Genomic DNA, 19,010 nt, shown 5'->3' on the forward strand with positions numbered 1-19,010 from the left:
GTTGCCGTCACCGTGCGAGCGATGATTGCAGGCCGTGGAAACTGCCGTCACCGACAGGACAGGCAGGGTGGGTGGCCACTTGCCGCCCTGACGATGCGCCGGGGCGGCAAGGGTGTCAGGCCGCGCGCAGCGGCTTCAGCGCTTCGCTCCAGCGATACAGTTCGTCCAGCATCGTCTTGGCGCTGTCCTGGACCAGTTCGTTGGCCTTGAACTCGCCGTCTTCGTCGAGGTGCTGGGTGAAGGCCGGAATCGCGATCGCTTCGGGGATCGGCATGATCTTCAGCGTCGTCAGCAGCATCTTTTCCGACTGCACGGCGCGCAGGCCGGCCGACACGCCGCCATAGCTCAGGAAGCCGGCTGGCTTGTAGTTCCACTCGCGCGCCAGGTAATTGACGGCGTTCACCAGCGCCGGCGCGGCGAAGAAATTGTACTCGGGCGTTACGAACACGAAGGCGTCGCCGGCCTTGATCGCCTCGGACCACTTCTTCGTATGCTCGTTTTCGTACTGGCCGAGCCTCGGGTGCTTGGGTTCGTCGAAGATCGGCAGGCCGAAGGCCTCGATGTCGGTGATGACAGGGGCGAACTTGCCGTGTTCGCGCGCATAGGCTTCGAGCCATCGCGCAAAGACCGGTCCGACGCGGCCAGGGCGTGTGCTGGCCACGACGATGTTAAGCTGGTGTTTCAAGGCTGGTTTCCTGCTTTCTGGTATAGAATAGTTACTGCCGGCAATATGTGTTCAAGGCCTCCAGTGGCAAGAAGGCACCTAACGGTGACCCGGTCACATCCTGGTTACCCATGCCGGCCGCATGGACGCCCGGGTCGGCTGCGCCTACAGTCCAGCGGTGAGGCAAGCCTGATGGACACCAGACCCGAGCCCTTCGTCCCGCCCGCGCCGACGCCGCGCGCCAAGCCGCCGTCGACGCTGGAGATGATGCGGATCGTCTATCGCAACCCGCTCGAGCTGTGGGGCGAGCCATCCTACAACGAACCGTGGATTTCGGTGAATGGCGTCGGCGGACCGCTGGTCATCGCCAACGATCCCGGCCTCATCCGCCACGTGCTGGTCGACAACGCGAAAAACTACAAGATGGCGACCGTCCGCCAGATGATCCTGCGCCCGATCCTGCGCGACGGCCTGCTGACCGCCGAGGGCGATGTCTGGAAGCGTTCGCGCAAGGCAATGGCCCCGGTTTTCACGCCGCGCCACATCTTCGGCTTCGCCCAGCCGATGCTCGAGCGCACGCTCGATTTCGTCCAACGTTATGACGATGTGACGGGCACCGTCGATGTCGCGCAGGACATGACGATGCTGACCTACGAGATCCTCGCCGAGACGCTGTTTTCGGGCGAAATAGCTGGCGAGGCTGGCAGCTTCGCGCATGAGATCGACCGGCTGTTCGAGACCATGGGTCGCGTCGACCCGCTCGACCTGCTGCGCGCGCCCCTGTGGCTGCCGCGCATCACCCGCCTCCGCGGCCGCAAGACCATGGCCTATTTCCGCAAGATCGTCACCGACACCGTGGCGATGCGCAGCGACAGGCTGGCCAGCGATCCCGGCGGCGCACCCGAGGACTTCCTGACGCTTCTGCTGCGCGCCGAAGGTCCCGACGGGCTGTCCCGCCAAGAGATCGAAGACAACATCATCACCTTCATTGGTGCGGGCCACGAAACCACGGCACGCGCACTCGGCTGGACCATCTATTGCCTCGCCGAAGCCACCTGGGAGCGCGACCGCGTCGAGCGCGAGATCGACGACGTGCTGGTCCGCGAGCCCGATCCGGTCAAATGGCTCGACGCCATGCCCTACACCCGCGCTGCCTTTGAGGAGGCTTTGCGCCTCTATCCACCTGCGCCGTCGATCAACCGCGAGCCGATCGCCGAAGACGAATACAGGGGTTTCAGGATTCCGGCCAAGGCGCAGGTGCTGGTCATGCCGTGGACGGTGCACCGCCACCGCAAGCTCTGGGACAGGCCGGAGGCCTTCATGCCCGAACGCTTCCATCCCGAAAACAGGGACAAGATCGACCGCTACCAGTACCTGCCCTTCGGCGCCGGTCCCCGCGTCTGTATCGGCATGAGCTTTGCCATGCAGGAAGCGATCATCGCGCTCGCCATCCTGCTCTCGCGCTTCCGCTTTGAAACGGTCGCCGAGACAAAGCCGTGGCCGGTGCAAAAGCTGACCACCCAGCCGCAGGGCGGCCTGCCGATGCGGGTGACCCGGCGCTGAAACAGCGTCCTTTCCCGTCCTTACGGGGAGAAGGTGCCGGCAGGCGGATGAGCGGCCGCACAACCCTGACGCCCTCCCTCCCCACAAGGGGGAGGGGAATTCCAGCACCAGGAGGCTCGAATGCCAGCTCCGTCCCGTGTCTTTCGCGTCCGCATCACCGGCCACGTCCAGGGCGTCAGCTTTCGTGTCTGGACCAAGCGCGAGGCCGACAGGCTTGGCCTGAGCGGCTGGGTCCGAAACGAACGTGACGGTTCGGTCACGGCGCTCGTCGCTGGTGGCGAGGACGCGGTCGCCGCAATGCTCAAGCTGTTCTGGCAGGGGCCGCGCGGGGCAGTGGTGTTCGGCGTGGCGACTGACCCGGCGAGCATGGAAAGCCTGCCCGCCGGTTTCGACATCACCGGCTGAATGAGCGCCGCATGGCTTGCAGCTGCAAACGCCGGACGCAGTTTGCCGCGCCGGGCCTGTCCGGTCAGGGCTTCGGGAACGGCTCGACGGTGCCCTTGAGCTTGATGGTGATCGGCTCGCCGAAGCGGTCCTTCGACTTGCCGGCCGGCACGCGGATCCAGCCTTCGCTGACGCAATATTCGCTGACGTCCTGGCGCTCCTTGCCGTTGAACAGGATGCCGACGCCGGCCTGCAGCGCTTCGGCGTTGAAAAACGGGCTGCGCGGGTCGTTGCTCAGGCGGTCGGGCAGGGACATTGCCATCTCCAGTAAATCGGGCGCCCTCGGGCGCGAACCTCGATGGCCCGCGTCGCGGGCTTTGCGTGGCCTGTTAAGGGCATTGGCCGCAGGCGTAAAGGCCCAACGCGTCGCACGCTGCGCCGTACCCCGCTCAGTTCCGTCCCTGGAATGCGTTCTCGACATGCACCGGCCAGCGCCGCGGCAGCACCGCCACCATGTCGAACCGCACCGAAAGCCTGCCGTAATCAGGCTGCCGCGATAGCCACAGGTCGGCTGCGCGCTCTATTCGTCGTTCCGACCCGTAGGCCACCGCCTCCATCGCCTCGATCAGCGTCCTGCGCGCCTTGACCTCGACGATCAGCACGAGGTCGCCGCGCCGGGCGATGAGGTCGATCTCGCCGAGCTTGGTCTTGTAGCGGCGGGCAACGATGCGATAGCCCTTGAGCATCAGCGCAAGCGCGGCCAGCCATTCGCCGCGGTGGCCGCGGCCATGTGCCTTCTGCCGGGCAAGCCGGTCAGTCACCGGACCCTTCCTTGAGTTCCAGCAGGCGGCGGTAGAGCGCCGGCTTCTGCTGGCCGGTCATGCGCGCCGCCTCGGCGGCTGCCTTCGAAGCCGGCATCTCCATGGCCAGCGACACCAGCAGCTTGTCGATGTCATCGGCCGTCTCGGCCCTTGCCTCCGGCGGGGCGACGCAGATGACGATCTCGCCCTTCGGCGTGTCGGCCTCGGCATAGTGGGCGGCGAGCTCTGCCAGCGTGCCGGTACGGATTTCCTCGAAGGCCTTGGTCAGCTCGCGCCCGATCGCCGCGCGCCGGTCGCCCAGCACGTCCGCCATGCATTCGAGCGTGTCCGCCAGCCGACGCGGCGATTCGAACAGGATCAGTGTGCCGGGCACGGCCTTCAGCTCGCCCAGCCGCGTCCGCTTTTGCCCGTCCTTGACGGGCAGGAAACCGGCAAAGAAGAAAGCGTCCGACGGCAGCCCGGACGCAGTCAGGGCCGCCAGCACCGCCGAGGCGCCGGGGATCGGCACCACGCGGATGCCGCGCTCCTGCGCCTGTCCGACGAGGCGGAAGCCGGGATCGGAAACCAAAGGCGTGCCGGCGTCCGACACCAGCGCCACGGAGCGCCCGTTCTCCAGCGCCTCGATCAGCCGTGGTCCGGCCTCGCTCGCATTGTGCTCGTGATAGGCGGTCGGCCGCTGGCGGATGCCGTAGCGGTCGAGCAGCACGCGGGTGACGCGCGTGTCCTCGCACGCGACGTGATCGGCACCGGCCAGCGTCTCCAGCGCGCGCAGCGTGATGTCGCCGAGATTGCCGATCGGCGTCGCCACCAGATACAGCGCCGGATCGAGCGGCCGCGCCGCAACCTCGGTCTGGCCGATCACATAAACCCGCTTGTTGTCGTTGTTCTGCACGCCGCCTCTCTTTCAGCGCCTGTTTGGCACGACCCGCTCCGGCATGCAAAACATGTGATCGTTTTCGCCTTGGCTTTGCCACAGTGCGGGGCAGAATTCGCGACCGCGGATCAGAACCACAGGGATTCGCGACCAACGGCAAAGCATTGGCCATGCCTCATCGCTTCGACGCCTTCATCTCCCGCCTCGACGCCGCCACCAAGGCAGCTCCGCCCTCACGCCTTGTAGGCGACCAGCACCGCGCCCGCCGCGATCAGCGCGACGCCGAGCCAGTTCGCCGCGCCAAGTCGCTCGCCAAGGAAAATGACGCCAAACACCGCGACAAGAACGACGCTTAGCTTGTCGATGGGCGCCACCTGCGCCGCATTTCCCAGCTTCAGCGCCCGGAAGTAGCACAACCACGACGCGCCGGTCGCCAGTCCCGACAGGATCAGGAACGTATAGGTCTTGCCCGAGATCGAGCCCAGCGCCTGCGCCTGACCGGTGGCGGTCACGATGGCGGCCAGCACGAGCAGGATCACCACCGTCCGGATCAGCGTGGCGAAATCCGAGTTGACGTTCTCGATTCCGACCTTGGCGAAGATCGCCGTCAGCGCCGCAAAGACGGCCGAAAGCACGGCCCAGAACTGCCAGGATGCGAATGCGGTGTTCATGTTGGCTCCGTTGTTCTGATCTCTTGGCTGCTGGATCGTTGCTTGCCCACGGGTGCGTTCTATACCACGCGGGGCTCTGGTCGGGCGCTTTGCGTGATGCTGGTGCGTGTCTGCCTCGGGCCGAACGAGAGTATCCTGAAACTTCGAGACCGGCCGGCCCCGTTACGGCATGGATCCCCGGGTCTCCGCATTCGCTGCGCTTGTGCTCCGCCCGAGGATGACGAGGGGAGGGAGCCTGCCGCCAATCGCGAACGCCGCAACAGGGAAATCGCTTAAATCAGCGGAAATGTCGGCGCCACCGCTGGCGATTGGCGGTGACGCCCACCCAAGCTCGTCATCCTCGGGCGGAGCAGGAGCGCAGCGAATGCGGAGACCCGGGGATCCATGCCGTGAAGTTGCAGCTGCCGCCACGGTCAAATGCCACCACGGTTGCTAGGTGCCACGGCCAACGATGCGGTCGCCTACAGCGGGAGGTGTAACGACAGCTACGGGCGTTGCGCGCCATGCCCCGCTGCCGAGGTCGAACGCAAAGACCGGCCGCTACCGCGCCAGATCCGCCACAACCGCGTCGAGCACGATCATGCCCTCGGGCGTGGCACGCAGGCGCGAATTGCCGATCGGCGCCACCAGTCCTTCGCCCTGCAGGATCGACAGCCGCGCCGAAGACAGCGACTTGCCGGAAAGTTGCTCGTAGCGGGCGAGGTCGATGCCCTCGACAAGCCTGAGGCCCATCAGCAGGAATTCGTCTGCTTCCTCGGAGCGATTCAGCGTCTCGCCGCCCACAACGCCGTGGCCGCGCTCCTCGACCAGTTCGGCCCAGCGTTCCGGCAGCTTCTCGGCGATGGTGACGATGCGCGTGCCGTCCTCCAGGAAGCGGCCATGCGCGCCGGGGCCGACGCCGACATATTCGCCGTAACGCCAGTAGGTCAGGTTGTGCCGGCTCTCCGCGCCCGGCCTGGCGTGGTTGGAAATCTCGTAGGCCGGCAGGCCGTGCGCCGCCGTCACCTCTTGCGTGATCGCATAGAGTTCGGCGGCATGCTCGCCGTCGGGAATCTCGAACTTGCCGGCATTGTAGAGCTGGAAGAAGCGCGTGCCTTCCTCGATGGTCAACTGGTACAGCGACAGATGGTCGACGGCATAGCCGATCGCCTGCTTCAGCTCCGCCGCCCAATCCTCCGGCTTCTGGCCGGGGCGAGCGTAGATCAGATCGAAGGACAGGCGTGGAAAAATCTCGCGCGCCAGGCCGATGGCATGCAGCGCCTCCTCGACATTGTGCAGCCGCCCGAGGAAGCGCAGATCCCGGTCGTTCAGCGCCTGCACCCCCAGCGATACGCGATTGACGCCGGCCGCACGATAGCCGCGGAAGCGCTCGGCTTCCACCGACGAGGGGTTCGCCTCGAGCGTGATTTCCGCGTTGTCGGAGATCGTCCAGTTCGCGGCGATCGCCTCAAGCACGGCGCCCACCGTCTCCGGCTTCATCAGCGACGGCGTGCCGCCGCCGAGGAACACGCTCGTCACCTCGCGCGGCCCGGTGCGGGCACGCATCGTCGCCAGTTCCGTCGCGAAGGCGCGGGCAAAGCGCTCCTGGTCCACCGGCTGGTGGCGGACATGGCTGTTGAAGTCGCAATAGGGGCATTTGGCCGCGCAGAACGGCCAATGCACATAGACGCCGAAGCCGGGCGAGCGGTCGAAGATCATTGGGTGAACCTCGACTGGCTATGGTGCGGCGGCAATACCCCCACCCCTAACCCCTCCCCACAAGGGGGAGGGGAACCAGGCTTCCGCCGGCTTTCGAATGGCAGGTCGACATGCAGCCCGATGGCGATAGTCGCGCCAGGATTCCCCTCCCCCTTGTGGGGAGGGGTTAGGGGTGGGGGTGCATCGCAAAGCAATGCATCGAGTCCAGCAGCCATCGATCAGGCCGAACCGAGCTTGGCGCGGGCGAATTTCTGGAAGGCGCGGGCACGGTGCGACAGCGCGTCGGCCTGGCCGGGCTTCCAGCCGTGCTTTTCCTCGGCACTCATCTCGCCAAAGGTCTTGTCGAAGCCCTCCGGCAGGAACACCGGGTCGTAGCCAAAACCCTTTTCGCCGCGCGGTGGCCATACCAGCGTGCCCTCGGCCTCGCCGCGAAAATATTCGGCATGGCCATCGGGCCAGGCGAGGCAGATGACGGCGACGAAGCGGCCGCTGCGCTGGTCCGGGCTGGCCGCGCCGCGCTCCTGCATGGCGTCTTCGGTGCGCTGCATCGCCATGGCGAAGTCGCGCGTGCCGTCGGGTTTCTCGGCCCAGTTGGCGGTATAGACGCCGGGCGCGCCGTCGAGCGCGTCGACTACCAGGCCGGAATCGTCTGACAGTGCCGGCAATTCGGTCGCCCGCGCTGCGGCCAGCGCCTTGATGTAGGCGTTCTGCTCGAAGGTCGTGCCGGTCTCGTCGGGCTCGGGCAGGCCGTATTCCTTGGCCGACTTCGCCTCGAAGCCGAACGGCGCCATCAGGTCGGCGAATTCGCGCAGCTTGCCGGCATTGTGACTGGCGATGACGATCTTCTTGTCGGCGAGTTCACGCATCAGATACCCCATATTTTCGGCTCGGCGATCTCGAGCGAATTGCCACTGGGATCGCGGAAATAGATGGAGCGGCCGCCCCTCGTGTCCTTGTCGGGGGAGGGCCACTCGAAATCGGCTTCGATGGCGATGCCTGCGTCTTCGAGCCGCGTCTTCCAGCCCTCTATCTCTTCCGCCGTTCCGGCAAAGCAGAGATGCCCCTGGCCGGTCGTGCCGTGCGGCGGCACCGGCAATCTCGCGTCAGGCTTCGGCGGCTGCCGCGTTGACTCGGCGTAAAACAGCAACAGCACACCCCGGCCGCAGCGAAAGAACACATGTCGCCCCGGCACCTTGGCGATCCGCTCCAGCCCCATCACCTCGCCGTAGAACTTTTCCGCAGCATCGAGGTCGGTGACGTAGAGTGCGGATTCGAGGATGGCCGAGGGGGTCATCGAATACCCCCCGTGGTCCTGAGCTTGTCCAAGCGCGACGTCATCGCCTCGACTGCTTACGCGACCGCCATCTGCTGCAGGTCGACCAGCCGCGTAATACCCTTGCGGGCGAGGCCCATCAGCTGCAGGAATTCTTCCTCGGAGAACGGGGTGCCCTCGGCCGTGCCCTGGATCTCGACGATGCCGCCCTTGCCGGTCATGACGAAGTTGGCGTCGGTGCCGGCGGCCGAATCTTCCAGATAGTCGAGGTCGAGCACCGGCTGGCCGTCGTGGATGCCGCAGGAAATGGCGGCGACATGGTCCTTCAGAACCTTGTCGAGCTTGACCATCTGGCGCGCTTCCATCCAGCGCAGGCAGTCGTACAGCGCGACCCAGGCGCCCGTGATCGAGGCAGTGCGTGTGCCGCCGTCGGCCTGGATCACGTCGCAGTCGACGGTGATCTGGCGCTCGCCGAGAGCGCCCATGTCGACAACGGCACGAAGCGAGCGGCCGATCAGGCGCTGGATCTCCAGCGTGCGTCCGCCCTGCTTGCCGGAGGACGCCTCGCGGCGCATGCGCTCGCCGGTCGAGCGCGGCAGCATGCCGTACTCCGCCGTCACCCAGCCCTTGCCGGAATTGCGCATCCAGCCCGGCACTTTTTCTTCCAGGCTCGCGGTGCACAGCACATGGGTGTCGCCGAACTTGACGAGGCACGAGCCTTCGGCGTGCTTGGAGACATTGCGCTCGAAGGAAATGGCGCGCATTTCGTCGAATTGGCGTTTGGAGGGGCGCATTCAGGTTCTTTCCAGGGAAAATCGTAAACGTTGGCGGCTTGTAGCCCCATGCCGGGTGGAGCGCAAAGGAAAACCGGCAAGCGAGCCCAAGCGGTTGTGTTCGGCTCCGTGCTGTCTATATCATCTCTTGCGGAGACCACGAACCAGATGACCAGAGCGGTTACCGACCCTAGCCTGCAGTCCCTCGACATGCGCTCGCGCGACATCTTCCGGCGCATCGTCGATTCCTATCTGCGCGACGGCGAGCCGGTCGGCTCGCGCAACCTGTCGCGCATGCTGCCCTCGTCGCTGTCGCCGGCGACAGTGCGCAACGTCATGAGCGATCTCGAGCATCTCGGCCTCGTCTATGCGCCGCACATTTCCGCCGGCCGCCTGCCGACGCAGAAGGGGCTCAGGTTCTTCGTCGACGCCTTCATGGAATTCGGCGACCTCTCCGACGAGGAGCGTCGCATAATCGAGGCCCAGGTCAAGGCGTCGGGCGAGGGCGCCACGCTCGAGCACATGCTGACGGAAGCCAGCCAGATGCTGTCGGGCATGTCGCGCGGCGCCGGCCTCGTGCTCGCCACCAAGAACGAGGTCGCCCTCAAGCACATCGAGTTCATCCAGCTCGAACCCACCAAGGCGCTCGCCGTGCTCGTCTCGCAGAACGGCGATGTCGAAAACCGCGTCGTCGAGCTGCCACTCGGCGTCACCGTTTCCCAGTTGCACGAGGCGTCGAATTTCCTCAACGCCCATATCCGCGGCCGCACGCTGGCCGAGGCCAGGCTTGAGATTGCCCGCATCAAGGACGAGACCAAGGCAGCCCTCGACACGCTGTCGCAGCAGCTGGTCGAAAAGGGCCTCGCCGTCTGGGCCGGCGCCGACAGCGGCCTGCCGGCGCGCCTGATCGTCCGCGGCCGCGCCAATCTGCTCGAAAACGTCACCGCCCAGGCCGACATCGAACTGCTCAAGCATCTCTTCGAGGACATGGAAACCCAGGACGGGCTGATCCAGTTGCTTGACCTCGCCGAGGAAGGTTCGGGCGTGCGCATCTTCATCGGCTCGGAAAACCGGCTGTTTTCGCTGTCCGGCTCGTCGCTGGTCGTCGCGCCCTATCGCGACAAGGATGCCCGCGTCGTCGGTGCGCTCGGCGTCATCGGCCCGACCCGGCTCAACTATGCCCGCATCGTGCCAATGGTCGACTATACGGCGCAGCTGATTTCGCGCATGCTGCGGTAGGATACAGCCCCGGGAGGCCCAGATGGCGCTCGAACAGATCAAGGCCCAGATTGCCGTCCTGTTTCAGGAGATGGTCAATCAACCCGAGGACGCACACGAGCTGCAGGAGCAGATCCGCGAAAAGCTGGCTGAGCTGCGCGCGCAGGGGCTGCCGCTGCCCAAGGATCTCGTCGATCTCGAAAAGCGCCTCGACACGGATTTCTCCGAACCCGACGCCTGACAATTCTGCGCCGGTGCTTTGCAGCTGCCGAGCTTAGCTGCCCGCGGCAGCGATCCAGAGTTTGCCGTCCTTCACGGTCGCGACGATTTCCTGGCCAGCCATCGCTTTCATGCGATCAAATGATGCTCAAAGTATTACATTTTGGTCTTCTCTTCGCTCCAACTGATCTGCCGGTAGTCGAAGCCGTATTCCAACGTCGGCTTGACGATACGGAAATAGGGCGACAGGTCGAAGTCGCGCGGCGTGTAGAGTGAGTGATGGCGGATGTGCATGATCTCGCGCCGCATGTAGTTCGACTGTGCCGAAGCGCGGCCGGGCGCACGGGTGATCTCCGGCAGGATCGGATAGCGGATCTCGCCATAGGCTTCGGCGATCATCGTCGAGCAGATGGCGCGGGTCGGATCGCCCGAACCGAAGGCGAGCATGCGACGGCGCCAGCGCACCGGCACCGGCGGTGTCGGTAAGAAATAGCGCAGCATGTCGAGGATGTTCTTGAGGTCGTATTTCAGGCCGAGCCTGGCGATCATGAACTTGACGACATGGTCGCGGTCCTCGGGCGACAGGCCGTTGGCGCGGCAGATGCGGGTGTTGTAGGTGCGGTACTTCGACAGCGGAACCGCCACGCAGCCCTCGCCGAGATTGACCTCGATCAGCCTGGGCCGCTCCGAACCATCGGCAGGCTCGGGCAATGCGTCGCCGATATAGAGTGCCGAATGCGACCAGGTCGACTGCGTCAGGTACTTGATGACTGCCGAAATGCGCTGGTTGCCTTCGATCAGCACGATGTCGCCGGGCTCGAGCGTGCGGCGCAGCGTTTCCGGATCTGACGGCGTGTAGGGCTCGTAGCCTGAGGATTCTACCTGCAGCCGGGCGGCGAGCCATCGGCCAATGCGGTCGAGCAAGGTGTCGGTCTTCTGCGTCATGACGAAAAGGAAGTAGCATGACGCTGTTGGGATAAGCCAGATGCCCTACTGTTCGCCTGTGGTCTCCGGGTCCGGCGTGGCGCGGTCCTCTGCACGGTCGTTTCGGAATGTACGCGCAAGCTTCCTTGCGCCGCGTTTGGACTTGTCTTCGAACAATTCTTCGGCCCCCGCTATGCACAGCTTGCGCAGCGCCTTCTCCGAGCGTTTCAGCAACCGGACGAGATGTTTCGGTTCGGCCCCGTCGAAAGGCGTTTCGCGCATTTCGATCAGCGCGCGCATCACTAACACATCGTGCAATTCGCCCAGACTCTCGCCAAGCAGGTCGGCCCGCTCGCGCCTCGGCCTGACCGGAGCCGGCCACAGCTTGCGCAGCAAGGACAGGTGTGCGGCATGCGTTTTCACCGCCTTGCGCAATTCATGGAAATCCTCGGCCCCGCCGCGTTCGCGCGACAGCTCCAGTCCTTTTCGCGCCCGGCGCAGCGTCGTCAGCGCGCCCTCGGCCAGGATGTCGGCCGCGTCGTCGGGGTTGTCGGGCAGGGACAGTGTGTCGAGGGCATCGACCGCCGCGCGGCATTCGGTGACGGCAGCGTCCAGCGTTGCGCCAAGCCCGGCCTCGCCATAGGCAATGCTGGCGCGGTGACGCGCCAGCATCGCGCGGATGCCCGCGAGGCCTGCATTGTCGGCGTCCTCGGGGAAATCGGCGATCAGCCTGTCGATGGTCTCGATGAGTGCCGTTGCCTGGCGTGGGCCGGCGATCGATTTCGACATTTCGCGGAAGCGGTCGTTCTCGGCCCGGCAGAACGCCTCGTCGCCGGGGCGCACCAGACGCAGCAGCGACCTCAGCGCCTTGATGCGCTTGCGCGCGTTGTGCAGCCCCTTTTCCGGGCTGTCGCGCGCACTGTCGAGAAAGGCGACGACCTTTTCGATCTCCTCGCCGCCAATCCGCTGGACTTCGGCTGTCAGCGGCAGGCGGGGATCGATGGAAAAGCTCATGCCACCGCCTCGGGTATGTCGCTGAGTGCGAGCGCCGCATTGTAGTAGCGCGCATCGCCGGTCACTTCCCGGCCGAGCCATGCCGGCAACTCGGCAGCCGGAACGTCCTCAGGCGTCTCAAGTTCAGCGATTACCAACCCGCTCAGCTCCCCGCCAAAGACATCGACCTCATACAGGCGCCCACCATGGCTAACATGGTGGCGTGTCTTCTCGATGACACGGCCGACGGCGAAATCCAGCATCTCCAGCGCGTCGGCCAGCGGCACGTCATACTCGAATTCGTCGCGCTCGCGGCCGCGCGAGCCGAATTTCAGCGTCAGCGTCGCCCGCGCCCCGTCGCAGATGCGCAGGCGCACCGAGCGGCCGGTGTTGGATGCGAGATAGAACTGGCGGATGCGGATCTTGTCTTCGACAAGGCCTCGCCATTCCTGCCCGCTCACCAGGAACTTGCGTTCAATTTCCTTCGCCATGGCGGGCAGTAAAGCGCGGCCATGCGTGCGGCGCAACATCGATCTTGACGTTAATCAATCGATTGATTAAAGTAATCGCATGAGCAGAGAAAAAGGCACGCCCCAGCAATCGGCCACAGCACCCGAGGCAACCCGCAGGGCGTTGGTTCTGGCCGCGCTGCATCTGTTCGGTCGCCAGGGTTTCGACGGCACGTCGACGCGTGAGATCGCCGCCGCCGCCAGTGCCAACATCGGCTCCATCGCCTACCATTTCGGCGGCAAGGAAGGCCTGCGCCTTGCCGCCGCCGACTATGTCGTCGAGACGATAGAGGCGATTGCCGCCCAGGCATTCGGCAATACGGCGCTTGCCACCCCGCAGTCACTGACACCCCAGGAGGCCGAGGCCCAGATCGATGCCGCTGTCGAGCGCATGGTCGGCTTCATGGTCGCGCGTCCCGAGGCGGGAGAGATCGTCCAGTTCGTGCTGCGCGAACTGTCGACGCCGACCGATGCGCTCGATCGCATCTATTCCGGGGTCTTCGAGCCCGTGCATCGCCGCCTGTGCAATCTCTGGTCAACCGCGACAGGCGAGCCGGCGGAGAGCGAGCGTACCCGCATCAGCGTGTTCATGATGATCGGCCAGGTCGTCTATTTCAGGATCGCCCGCGCGGCCGTCTTGCGGCGCATGGATTGGTCCGATGTCGGACCGGCGGAGGCAGCCAAGATCATCTCGATCGCCAAGGAAAACGTCGCGGCCATCATCGCCGCCCGGAAAGCAGGAAAGCCATGAGCATCCTTTGTTCCATACCCTTTGCAGCATCGCTTTATTCGGCCTGCGCAGCACCCGCGCCGCTCGCCGTCGGCTACGTCGAAGGCGACTATGTCCAACTCGCTCCAATCGAAGTGGCGCAGGTCGAAAACATCGCTGTCCGTCGCGGCGACCGCGTCGAGGCGGGCAAGGCCATCGTGACGCTGGAAAGCGGTGACGCCCGCATCGCCGTCAGCCAGGCCGAAGCCGCCCTTGCCCAGGCCGAGGCGCAACTCGCCGACCTCAAGGTCGGCAAGCGCCCGGAAGAGATCGCTGCGCTGGAGGCGAGCGTGCGTTCGACCAAGGCGCAGGCAGGAGAGGCCAGCCGGGTTCTGGTGCGCACGCAGGATCTGTTCAAGCGCGGCATCGCCACCCAGGCCCAGATGGATGAGGCCAAGACCCAGGTCGAAGTCTCGGAAGCCGCCATTGGCCTTGCCCAGGCCAATCTCGAGGTCGCCGGCCTTCCGGCGCGCGAGGAAACCATCAAGGCAGCGCAAAAGCAGGTCGAGCAGTCGCGATCGGCGCTTGAGCAGGCGCAATGGCGGCTGTCCAAGCGGGTGCTTACGGCCCCAGCCGGCGGCCGTGTCACCGATGTCATCCGCAATGCCGGGGAGACGGCGAGCCCCTCGGCGCCTGTCGTCTCGCTATTGCCTGATGGCGCCGCCAAGCTCACCCTCTTCATCCCCGAGACGGCGTTTTCCTCGATCCAGGTCGGCACTCGGCTGGCGGTGCGCTGCGACGGCTGCCCCGAAGGCCTGACGGCCAGGGTCAGCTACATTTCGCCCGATCCGGAGTTCACCCCGCCGGTCATCTACTCGCTCGAGAACCGCCAGAAGCTCGTCTACCTCGTCGAGGCGCGGCCCGAGGACGCCAATTCGGTCCTGCAGCCGGGGCAGATCGTCGATGTGGCGTTGGACAAGAGCGATGGCGAATAAGGAGCAGCGAATGCAGAGGCACGTCATGAGCACGTTCGTTCCCTGCTCACTATTCGCTGTTTCCCCTTCGCCCGCTGCCGGAGACAGCGCAACATGAACGCCATCGAAGTCAAGAACCTCGTCAAGCGTTTCGGAGACAAGACCGTCGTCGACCATGTTTCGATGACGGTCGCGGAGGGCGAGATCGTTGGTTTTCTCGGGCCGAACGGATCGGGCAAGACCACCACGATCCGCATCATGTGCGGGCTGCTCACGCCCGACGAGGGCGAGGGCCAGGTGCTGGGCTACGACCTGCGCACCGACAGCCTCAAGATCAAGCGCGAAGTCGGCTACATGACGCAGAAGTTCTCGTTCTACGAGGACCTGACCATCGGCGAAAACCTCGAATTCGTCGCCCGTCTCTATCAGCTGCGCCCGGTAGAGGACCATGTCGCCCGGACGCTTGAGGAGCTGGGCCTGGCCAGCCGGCGCAACCAGCTTGCCGGCACCTTGTCGGGTGGCTGGAAGCAGCGCCTGGCACTCGCCGCCTGCATCATGCACAAGCCGAAGCTGTTGCTGCTCGACGAGCCTACCGCCGGCGTCGATCCCAAGGCGCGGCGGGAATTCTGGGACGAGATCCATCATCTCGCCCGGGGCGGCCTGACCGTGCTCGTCTCGACCCACTACATGGACGAGGCCGAGCGCTGCCATCGCATCAGCTACATCTCCTACGGCAAGATGCTGGCGACCGGCACGGTCGAGGATGTCGTCCGCAACGCCGGCCTCACCACATTCGTCGTCTCCGGTCCTCGACTCGATCTGGTGGCGAACGCGCTCCAGGGTCGGCCCGGCGTCGACCAGGTCGCGCCGTTTGGCGCCACGCTACATGTCGTGGGCTCGGACCGATCGAAGCTTGAAGCAGCCCTTGCCGACATCGGTGGCCGCGAAGGCATCGTCGTCGAACCGGGCGAGACCAGCCTGGAGGATGTGTTCATCCAGTTCATGGCCGGTTCCAGGGACAACATGTCATGAAAAGTTCCAACGGCTTCTTCTCGCTTGCCCGGCTCGGCGCGCTGCTGACCAAGGAGTTCATCCAGATGCGGCGCGACCGCATCACCTTCGCCATGATGCTCGGCGTGCCGCTGATGCAACTCGTGCTGTTCGGCTTCGCCATCAACAGCGACCCCAAGAGCCTGCCGGCGGCCCTGCTGGCGATGAACAACGACCAATACACCCGCGCCATCGTCGCTGCCCTGCAGAATACCGATTACTATCGCTTCGACCATGTCGCCTCGACCGCGGAGGAGGCCGAACAGCTGATGGCCAGCGGTGCGGTCGCCTTCGTCGTCACCATTCCCGCCGATTTCGGGCGCCGTGTCGCCAGCGGCAACGAACCCCAAATCCTGATCGAGGCCGACGCCACCGATCCCTCCGCGTCGAGTGGCGCGGTCTCGACTCTCGGCACCGTCGCCAACCAGGCGCTGCTGCGCGCCCAGGGCATGGAGGCCGCTGCCGCCGAAACGGCCAGGGAGCAACTCCAGGTCGTTGTCCATCGCCGCTACAATCCCGAGGGCATCTCGCAATACAACATCGTGCCCGGCCTGCTCGGCGTCATCTTGCAGATGACCATGGTGATGATGACGTCGATGGCGCTGACGCGTGAGACCGAGCGCGGCACGATGGAAAACCTGCTCGCCATGCCGGCGAGCCCGGCCGAGATCATGCTCGGCAAGGTGCTGCCCTATCTGGTTGTCGGCGCGGTCCAGGTGACGGTTGTGCTAGTCGCCTCCAAACTGCTGTTTGCCATTCCCTTCATCGGCTCGTTGCCGCTGCTGTTGTCGGCCATCCTGGTGTTCGTGCTGGCGCTGGTGCTGCTCGGCTACACGATATCGACCATCGCCCGCACCCAGATGCAGGCGATGCAGCTGACCTTCTTTTTCTTCCTGCCGTCGATCCTTTTGTCGGGGTTCATGTTCCCCTATCGCGGCATGCCCGGCTGGGCCCAGGCGCTGGGCGAAATCCTGCCGCTGACGCATTTCCTGCGCATCATCCGCGCCGTCATGCTCAAGGGCGCCGAATTTCCTGCCATTGCCTCGGAAATCGGCATTCTCGGCCTGTTCGTGCTGTTCTTCGCCGCGCTTGCGCTGTTCCGCTTCCGCCGCACGCTCGACTGAGGCGAGCCCGCGTCCAAGGGCTTTTTCCCGCGGGGGGTGCTCTGCTAGATTGGAAGCTGCCAACGGAGAGGTGGTATATGCTACGCGGGGCAGCAGTATTTTGGCTGGTGGCAATCCCGTTTGCTTTGACCTTTGCTGGCGTTGCTGCCGCTTCAGACCTCTATACGACGATGACCATCACCAGCGGCACGGCGCCCGAGCGGCGCGACATCGGCTTTGCCAATTGCCTGCGCGATGTCGTCGTCAGGGTGACGGGCGATCAGCGGCTGGCCAGCACGTCACGGGTCGAGCAAGAGGCCAGACGGGCGGGCGAGCTGATCGCCAGCTACCAGTTCCGCGACCGCATGAGCGGCACGCCGATCCATGACGAGCAGGGCAGTTACGACCGGCCGCACGACCTGACCTGTGTCTTCGACACGACGAAGCTTGATGCATTCCTTCGCGAGGCAGGCAGAGCGCCTTGGCCTAACCGTCCGCGCATCGTCGCGGTCATTGGCATCCACGATATGAAGGGCCGTGACGGCCTGCTTGCCTCCGACAGCTCGGGAGCGCGTGACAAGGATATGCGCGCCTCGCTCATGGCTTCGGCCGATCGGCTGGCGCTGACGCTCATCTTGCCGGCCCAGGCCGAGTTCGAGCGGCGTGGTGCCTCGCCAAAGATGTTTTCCGATGAGCGGGTTCTTGACGGTCTCGCCGATGCCGCCGGCGGCGATGTCGTTCTCGCTGGGCGCATCGTCTGGAGTGACCATCCGCCAGGTTGGACTGCCGAATGGCATCTGAGCGGGCGGGACGAGCGCTGGGGGACAAAAGGCGTCGGCTTCGACGACGCCTTTCGCAATGCGCTGTCGGGCGCCGCACAGCTGCTGTCGGGGAATGGGGCGCCGTAGGGTCTCGCGGCGCGAACGGCACTACCCGCAATCACCCCAACAGCGAACGCACCCGCTTCTCGCCGCCGGCTTTTCGCCATGCGTTGAAGCGGTGGGTGGCGGCCGCGAATGATATCTTCATCGACTGCGCCACCGAGTAGCGCGACTTGCCGTCGTCGAACATGCGGTAGCAGCACTCGACGCCGTCGGGCGTCAGCTTGCCGTCGCAGGTCTTGTTGTGCGGGTTGGCGGGGTCGAATTTCTCCGGCTGCGGTTCGAGCATGCCCTTGAGGCGGGCAAGGTCGGCCTCGATGCTGGCGATCAGCTCGAGCACGGGCTTGGGGTCGAAACGTTCGGCTTGCTGCTTGGCCGGCATCGGAAAACCTCTCTCATGTGAGATTAGGCTATATAGCCAAACTTTTCCCTATAACAAGAAGTGCTGACTTGATTTTCGGCGCAGCGGGAAAAATGTCTTCGGCGCGGCCGCATTGACCATGGGCCTGCTGCATCATAATTTAGAATCATTCTAATCTGAGGGTGTTTCCCATGTTGTCTCGCGTCTTCGGCTTCGGCCGCCGTGCCTTTGATTCCTTGACCGAGCAGGAAATCCTGGCGCTTGCGATTTCCTCCGAAGAAGACGACGGCCGCATCTACCGCGCCTACGCCGATGGCTTGCGCGACGAATACCCCCAATCGGCCAAGCTGTTCGAAGCCATGGCCGAGGAGGAAGACGGTCACCGAGATCAGCTGATCGAACAGCACCGCAAGCGTTTCGGCGAACGCATTCCGCTGATCCGCCGCGAGCACGTCAAGGGCTACTACGAGCGCAAGCCCGACTGGCTGGTGCGCCCGCTCGGTATCGACAAGGTGCGCTCGCAGGCCGAACTTATGGAACAGCAGGCCTATCGTTTCTACGTCGAAGCCGCCAGGCACACGACGGACGCCTCGACCCGCAAGCTTCTGGACGAATTGGCCGCTGCCGAGCAGAACCACGAGCTCACCGCCCAGCATCTCGAGGAAAAGCACGTCACCGGCGAGGTCAAGACGAGCGAGGCCGACACCGAGCGCCGGCAGTTCATCCTGACCTATGTCCAGCCCGGGCTTGCCGGATTGATGGACGGCTCGGTGTCGACGCTTGCGCCCGTCTTCGCGGCCGCCTTTGCCACCCAGGATACCTTCCAGACCTTCCTGGTCGGTCTCGCGGCGTCGATCGGCGCCGGCATTTCGATGGGCTTCACCGAGGTCGCCTCCGACGATGGCAAGCTGTCGGGACGCGGCTCGCCGATCAAGCGTGGCATCACCACCGGCGTCATGACGTCGCTCGGCGGCCTGGGTCATGCCTTGCCCTATCTCATTCCGCATTTCTGGACCGCGACGGCAGTTGCCGCCGTCGTAGTGTTCTTCGAGCTGTGGGCCATCGCCTACATCCAGAACCGCTTCATGGAGACGCCGTTCCTGCGTGCCGTGTTCCAGGTGGTGCTCGGCGGCGCGCTTGTGTTCGGGGCAGGCGTCCTGATCGGCAATGCCTGAGGCTGAGGTGTCTGCGTTGCCCCTCACCCTTACCCTCTCCCCGTGAAGAACGGGGAGAGGGAGACGTCGCCGTCGCGGTCGGCTTCATCGGCGTGAGCGCTGCGGCCAGCCTCCTTCTCCCGTTGTTACGGGGAGAAGGTCCGGCAGGGATAAGGGGCAGCGCAAACGGTTCC

The 19,010-nt window shown here is 65.0% G+C and carries 23 protein-coding genes; 10 read left to right on the forward strand and 13 right to left on the reverse strand.

Going from position 1 to position 19,010, the window contains the following annotated elements:
* Window positions 1-115 precede the first annotated feature (115 nt).
* The gene (locus tag PCJ21_RS07580; protein ID WP_269930785.1) at window positions 116-685 is read right to left on the reverse strand and encodes an NADPH-dependent FMN reductase; all 570 of its coding nucleotides are present in this window, start codon (window positions 683-685) and stop codon (window positions 116-118) included.
* Between the two features lie 171 nt (window positions 686-856).
* Here PCJ21_RS07580 and PCJ21_RS07585 point away from each other — a divergent pair, with 171 nt between their 5' ends.
* Together PCJ21_RS07585 and PCJ21_RS07590 are read left to right on the forward strand one after the other, a co-directional pair.
* Window positions 857-2,227 carry a cytochrome P450 gene (locus PCJ21_RS07585; protein ID WP_269930786.1) on the forward strand — a complete coding sequence of 457 codons (1,371 nt, stop codon included), beginning with the start codon at window positions 857-859 and terminating at the stop codon, window positions 2,225-2,227.
* Between the two features lie 120 nt (window positions 2,228-2,347).
* A complete protein-coding gene (locus tag PCJ21_RS07590; RefSeq protein WP_269930787.1) occupies window positions 2,348-2,632 on the forward strand; it encodes an acylphosphatase in 285 nt (94 codons plus the stop codon).
* Window positions 2,633-2,696: 64 nt separating this feature from the next.
* Here PCJ21_RS07590 and PCJ21_RS07595 read toward each other — a convergent pair whose 3' ends face one another.
* The 8 genes from PCJ21_RS07595 to rph form a co-directional block, all read right to left on the reverse strand.
* Window positions 2,697-2,927: a DUF3297 family protein gene (locus tag PCJ21_RS07595; RefSeq protein ID WP_269930788.1), complete on the reverse strand. Its 231-nt coding sequence runs from the start codon at window positions 2,925-2,927 to the stop codon at window positions 2,697-2,699.
* Window positions 2,928-3,060: 133 nt separating this feature from the next.
* Window positions 3,061-3,432 carry a YraN family protein gene (locus tag PCJ21_RS07600; RefSeq protein ID WP_269930789.1) on the reverse strand — a complete coding sequence of 124 codons (372 nt, stop codon included), beginning with the start codon at window positions 3,430-3,432 and terminating at the stop codon, window positions 3,061-3,063.
* Complete coding sequence (gene rsmI, locus PCJ21_RS07605) at window positions 3,425-4,324, reverse strand: 16S rRNA (cytidine(1402)-2'-O)-methyltransferase (protein WP_269930790.1); 900 nt, start codon at window positions 4,322-4,324, stop codon at window positions 3,425-3,427. Before rsmI ends, PCJ21_RS07600 begins: the two co-directional genes overlap by 8 nt.
* A 215-nt stretch (window positions 4,325-4,539) precedes the next feature.
* Window positions 4,540-4,977 carry an EamA family transporter gene (locus PCJ21_RS07610; RefSeq protein ID WP_269930791.1) on the reverse strand — a complete coding sequence of 146 codons (438 nt, stop codon included), beginning with the start codon at window positions 4,975-4,977 and terminating at the stop codon, window positions 4,540-4,542.
* 540 nt (window positions 4,978-5,517) lie between these two features.
* Complete coding sequence (gene hemW / locus PCJ21_RS07615) at window positions 5,518-6,675, reverse strand: radical SAM family heme chaperone HemW (protein ID WP_269930792.1); 1,158 nt, start codon at window positions 6,673-6,675, stop codon at window positions 5,518-5,520.
* A 218-nt stretch (window positions 6,676-6,893) separates the two neighbouring features.
* Complete coding sequence (gene rdgB, locus PCJ21_RS07620) at window positions 6,894-7,541, reverse strand: RdgB/HAM1 family non-canonical purine NTP pyrophosphatase (protein ID WP_269930793.1); 648 nt, start codon at window positions 7,539-7,541, stop codon at window positions 6,894-6,896.
* Window positions 7,541-7,969 (reverse strand): VOC family protein, encoded by a 429-nt coding sequence (locus PCJ21_RS07625; RefSeq protein ID WP_269930794.1) that lies wholly within the window; start codon window positions 7,967-7,969, stop codon window positions 7,541-7,543. Before PCJ21_RS07625 ends, rdgB begins: the two co-directional genes overlap by 1 nt.
* Before the next feature lie 56 nt (window positions 7,970-8,025).
* Window positions 8,026-8,742 carry a ribonuclease PH gene (gene rph / locus PCJ21_RS07630; protein WP_269930795.1) on the reverse strand — a complete coding sequence of 239 codons (717 nt, stop codon included), beginning with the start codon at window positions 8,740-8,742 and terminating at the stop codon, window positions 8,026-8,028.
* A gap of 147 nt (window positions 8,743-8,889) precedes the next feature.
* Here rph and hrcA point away from each other — a divergent pair, with 147 nt between their 5' ends.
* Both hrcA and PCJ21_RS07640 read left to right on the forward strand, forming a co-directional pair.
* A complete protein-coding gene (hrcA, locus tag PCJ21_RS07635; RefSeq protein ID WP_269930796.1) occupies window positions 8,890-9,960 on the forward strand; it encodes a heat-inducible transcriptional repressor HrcA in 1,071 nt (356 codons plus the stop codon).
* Window positions 9,961-9,982: 22 nt separating this feature from the next.
* A complete protein-coding gene (locus PCJ21_RS07640; RefSeq protein ID WP_269930797.1) occupies window positions 9,983-10,180 on the forward strand; it encodes a hypothetical protein in 198 nt (65 codons plus the stop codon).
* Between the two features lie 134 nt (window positions 10,181-10,314).
* On the opposite strand, the gene PCJ21_RS07645 is transcribed toward PCJ21_RS07640, so the two are convergent.
* From PCJ21_RS07645 to PCJ21_RS07655, 3 genes are read right to left on the reverse strand one after another with little or no spacing between them, the layout of a single operon-like run.
* Window positions 10,315-11,103, reverse strand: coding sequence for a YiiX/YebB-like N1pC/P60 family cysteine hydrolase (locus PCJ21_RS07645; protein ID WP_269930798.1), 789 nt, complete (start codon window positions 11,101-11,103; stop codon window positions 10,315-10,317).
* A gap of 45 nt (window positions 11,104-11,148) precedes the next feature.
* On the reverse strand, window positions 11,149-12,096 hold the full coding sequence (locus tag PCJ21_RS07650; RefSeq protein ID WP_269930799.1) for a CHAD domain-containing protein: 948 nt from the start codon (window positions 12,094-12,096) through the stop codon (window positions 11,149-11,151).
* Window positions 12,093-12,566 (reverse strand): CYTH domain-containing protein, encoded by a 474-nt coding sequence (locus tag PCJ21_RS07655; protein WP_269930800.1) that lies wholly within the window; start codon window positions 12,564-12,566, stop codon window positions 12,093-12,095. The genes PCJ21_RS07650 and PCJ21_RS07655 overlap by 4 nt, the downstream gene beginning before the upstream one ends.
* A gap of 79 nt (window positions 12,567-12,645) precedes the next feature.
* On the opposite strand from PCJ21_RS07655, the gene PCJ21_RS07660 reads away from it, so the two are divergent.
* The 5 genes from PCJ21_RS07660 to PCJ21_RS07680 all read left to right on the forward strand — a co-directional run bounded on the left by PCJ21_RS07660 (window position 12,646) and on the right by PCJ21_RS07680 (window position 17,328).
* Complete coding sequence (locus PCJ21_RS07660) at window positions 12,646-13,335, forward strand: CerR family C-terminal domain-containing protein (protein ID WP_269930801.1); 690 nt, start codon at window positions 12,646-12,648, stop codon at window positions 13,333-13,335.
* The gene (locus PCJ21_RS07665) at window positions 13,332-14,288 is read left to right on the forward strand and encodes an HlyD family secretion protein (RefSeq protein ID WP_269930802.1); all 957 of its coding nucleotides are present in this window, start codon (window positions 13,332-13,334) and stop codon (window positions 14,286-14,288) included. Before PCJ21_RS07660 ends, PCJ21_RS07665 begins: the two co-directional genes overlap by 4 nt.
* Before the next feature lie 93 nt (window positions 14,289-14,381).
* Window positions 14,382-15,299: an ABC transporter ATP-binding protein gene (locus PCJ21_RS07670; RefSeq protein WP_269930803.1), complete on the forward strand. Its 918-nt coding sequence runs from the start codon at window positions 14,382-14,384 to the stop codon at window positions 15,297-15,299.
* The gene (locus tag PCJ21_RS07675; protein WP_269930804.1) at window positions 15,296-16,441 is read left to right on the forward strand and encodes an ABC transporter permease; all 1,146 of its coding nucleotides are present in this window, start codon (window positions 15,296-15,298) and stop codon (window positions 16,439-16,441) included. The genes PCJ21_RS07670 and PCJ21_RS07675 overlap by 4 nt, the downstream gene beginning before the upstream one ends.
* A 107-nt stretch (window positions 16,442-16,548) precedes the next feature.
* Window positions 16,549-17,328, forward strand: coding sequence for a DUF2066 domain-containing protein (locus PCJ21_RS07680; protein ID WP_269930805.1), 780 nt, complete (start codon window positions 16,549-16,551; stop codon window positions 17,326-17,328).
* A 31-nt stretch (window positions 17,329-17,359) separates the two neighbouring features.
* On the opposite strand, the gene PCJ21_RS07685 is transcribed toward PCJ21_RS07680, so the two are convergent.
* Complete coding sequence (locus tag PCJ21_RS07685) at window positions 17,360-17,683, reverse strand: hypothetical protein (RefSeq protein WP_269930806.1); 324 nt, start codon at window positions 17,681-17,683, stop codon at window positions 17,360-17,362.
* A gap of 170 nt (window positions 17,684-17,853) precedes the next feature.
* Between PCJ21_RS07685 and mbfA the strand changes: the two genes are divergently transcribed.
* On the forward strand, window positions 17,854-18,837 hold the full coding sequence (gene mbfA / locus PCJ21_RS07690; RefSeq protein WP_269930807.1) for an iron exporter MbfA: 984 nt from the start codon (window positions 17,854-17,856) through the stop codon (window positions 18,835-18,837).
* Window positions 18,838-19,010: the final 173 nt, after the last annotated feature.

The sequence above is a fragment of the Aminobacter sp. HY435 genome, assembly GCF_027568395.1.
Classification (GTDB): domain Bacteria; phylum Pseudomonadota; class Alphaproteobacteria; order Rhizobiales; family Rhizobiaceae; genus Aminobacter.

What these genes read in the sequence shown, in the direction of transcription:
- PCJ21_RS07585 (WP_269930786.1), top strand. Translation starts at nt 857, where the DNA reads ATGGACACCAGACCCGAGCCCTTCGTCCCGCCCGCGCCGACGCCGCGC.
- PCJ21_RS07590 (WP_269930787.1), top strand. Translation starts at nt 2,348, where the DNA reads ATGCCAGCTCCGTCCCGTGTCTTTCGCGTCCGCATCACCGGCCACGTC.
- PCJ21_RS07595 (WP_269930788.1), bottom strand. Translation starts at nt 2,927, where the DNA reads ATGTCCCTGCCCGACCGCCTGAGCAACGACCCGCGCAGCCCGTTTTTC.
- PCJ21_RS07610 (WP_269930791.1), bottom strand. Translation starts at nt 4,977, where the DNA reads ATGAACACCGCATTCGCATCCTGGCAGTTCTGGGCCGTGCTTTCGGCC.
- hemW (WP_269930792.1), bottom strand. Translation starts at nt 6,675, where the DNA reads ATGATCTTCGACCGCTCGCCCGGCTTCGGCGTCTATGTGCATTGGCCG.
- rdgB (WP_269930793.1), bottom strand. Translation starts at nt 7,541, where the DNA reads ATGCGTGAACTCGCCGACAAGAAGATCGTCATCGCCAGTCACAATGCC.
- PCJ21_RS07625 (WP_269930794.1), bottom strand. Translation starts at nt 7,969, where the DNA reads ATGACCCCCTCGGCCATCCTCGAATCCGCACTCTACGTCACCGACCTC.
- rph (WP_269930795.1), bottom strand. Translation starts at nt 8,742, where the DNA reads ATGCGCCCCTCCAAACGCCAATTCGACGAAATGCGCGCCATTTCCTTC.
- hrcA (WP_269930796.1), top strand. Translation starts at nt 8,890, where the DNA reads ATGACCAGAGCGGTTACCGACCCTAGCCTGCAGTCCCTCGACATGCGC.
- PCJ21_RS07640 (WP_269930797.1), top strand. Translation starts at nt 9,983, where the DNA reads ATGGCGCTCGAACAGATCAAGGCCCAGATTGCCGTCCTGTTTCAGGAG.
- PCJ21_RS07645 (WP_269930798.1), bottom strand. Translation starts at nt 11,103, where the DNA reads ATGACGCAGAAGACCGACACCTTGCTCGACCGCATTGGCCGATGGCTC.
- PCJ21_RS07650 (WP_269930799.1), bottom strand. Translation starts at nt 12,096, where the DNA reads ATGAGCTTTTCCATCGATCCCCGCCTGCCGCTGACAGCCGAAGTCCAG.
- PCJ21_RS07655 (WP_269930800.1), bottom strand. Translation starts at nt 12,566, where the DNA reads ATGGCGAAGGAAATTGAACGCAAGTTCCTGGTGAGCGGGCAGGAATGG.
- PCJ21_RS07660 (WP_269930801.1), top strand. Translation starts at nt 12,646, where the DNA reads ATGAGCAGAGAAAAAGGCACGCCCCAGCAATCGGCCACAGCACCCGAG.
- PCJ21_RS07665 (WP_269930802.1), top strand. Translation starts at nt 13,332, where the DNA reads ATGAGCATCCTTTGTTCCATACCCTTTGCAGCATCGCTTTATTCGGCC.
- PCJ21_RS07670 (WP_269930803.1), top strand. Translation starts at nt 14,382, where the DNA reads ATGAACGCCATCGAAGTCAAGAACCTCGTCAAGCGTTTCGGAGACAAG.
- PCJ21_RS07675 (WP_269930804.1), top strand. Translation starts at nt 15,296, where the DNA reads ATGAAAAGTTCCAACGGCTTCTTCTCGCTTGCCCGGCTCGGCGCGCTG.
- PCJ21_RS07685 (WP_269930806.1), bottom strand. Translation starts at nt 17,683, where the DNA reads ATGCCGGCCAAGCAGCAAGCCGAACGTTTCGACCCCAAGCCCGTGCTC.
- mbfA (WP_269930807.1), top strand. Translation starts at nt 17,854, where the DNA reads ATGTTGTCTCGCGTCTTCGGCTTCGGCCGCCGTGCCTTTGATTCCTTG.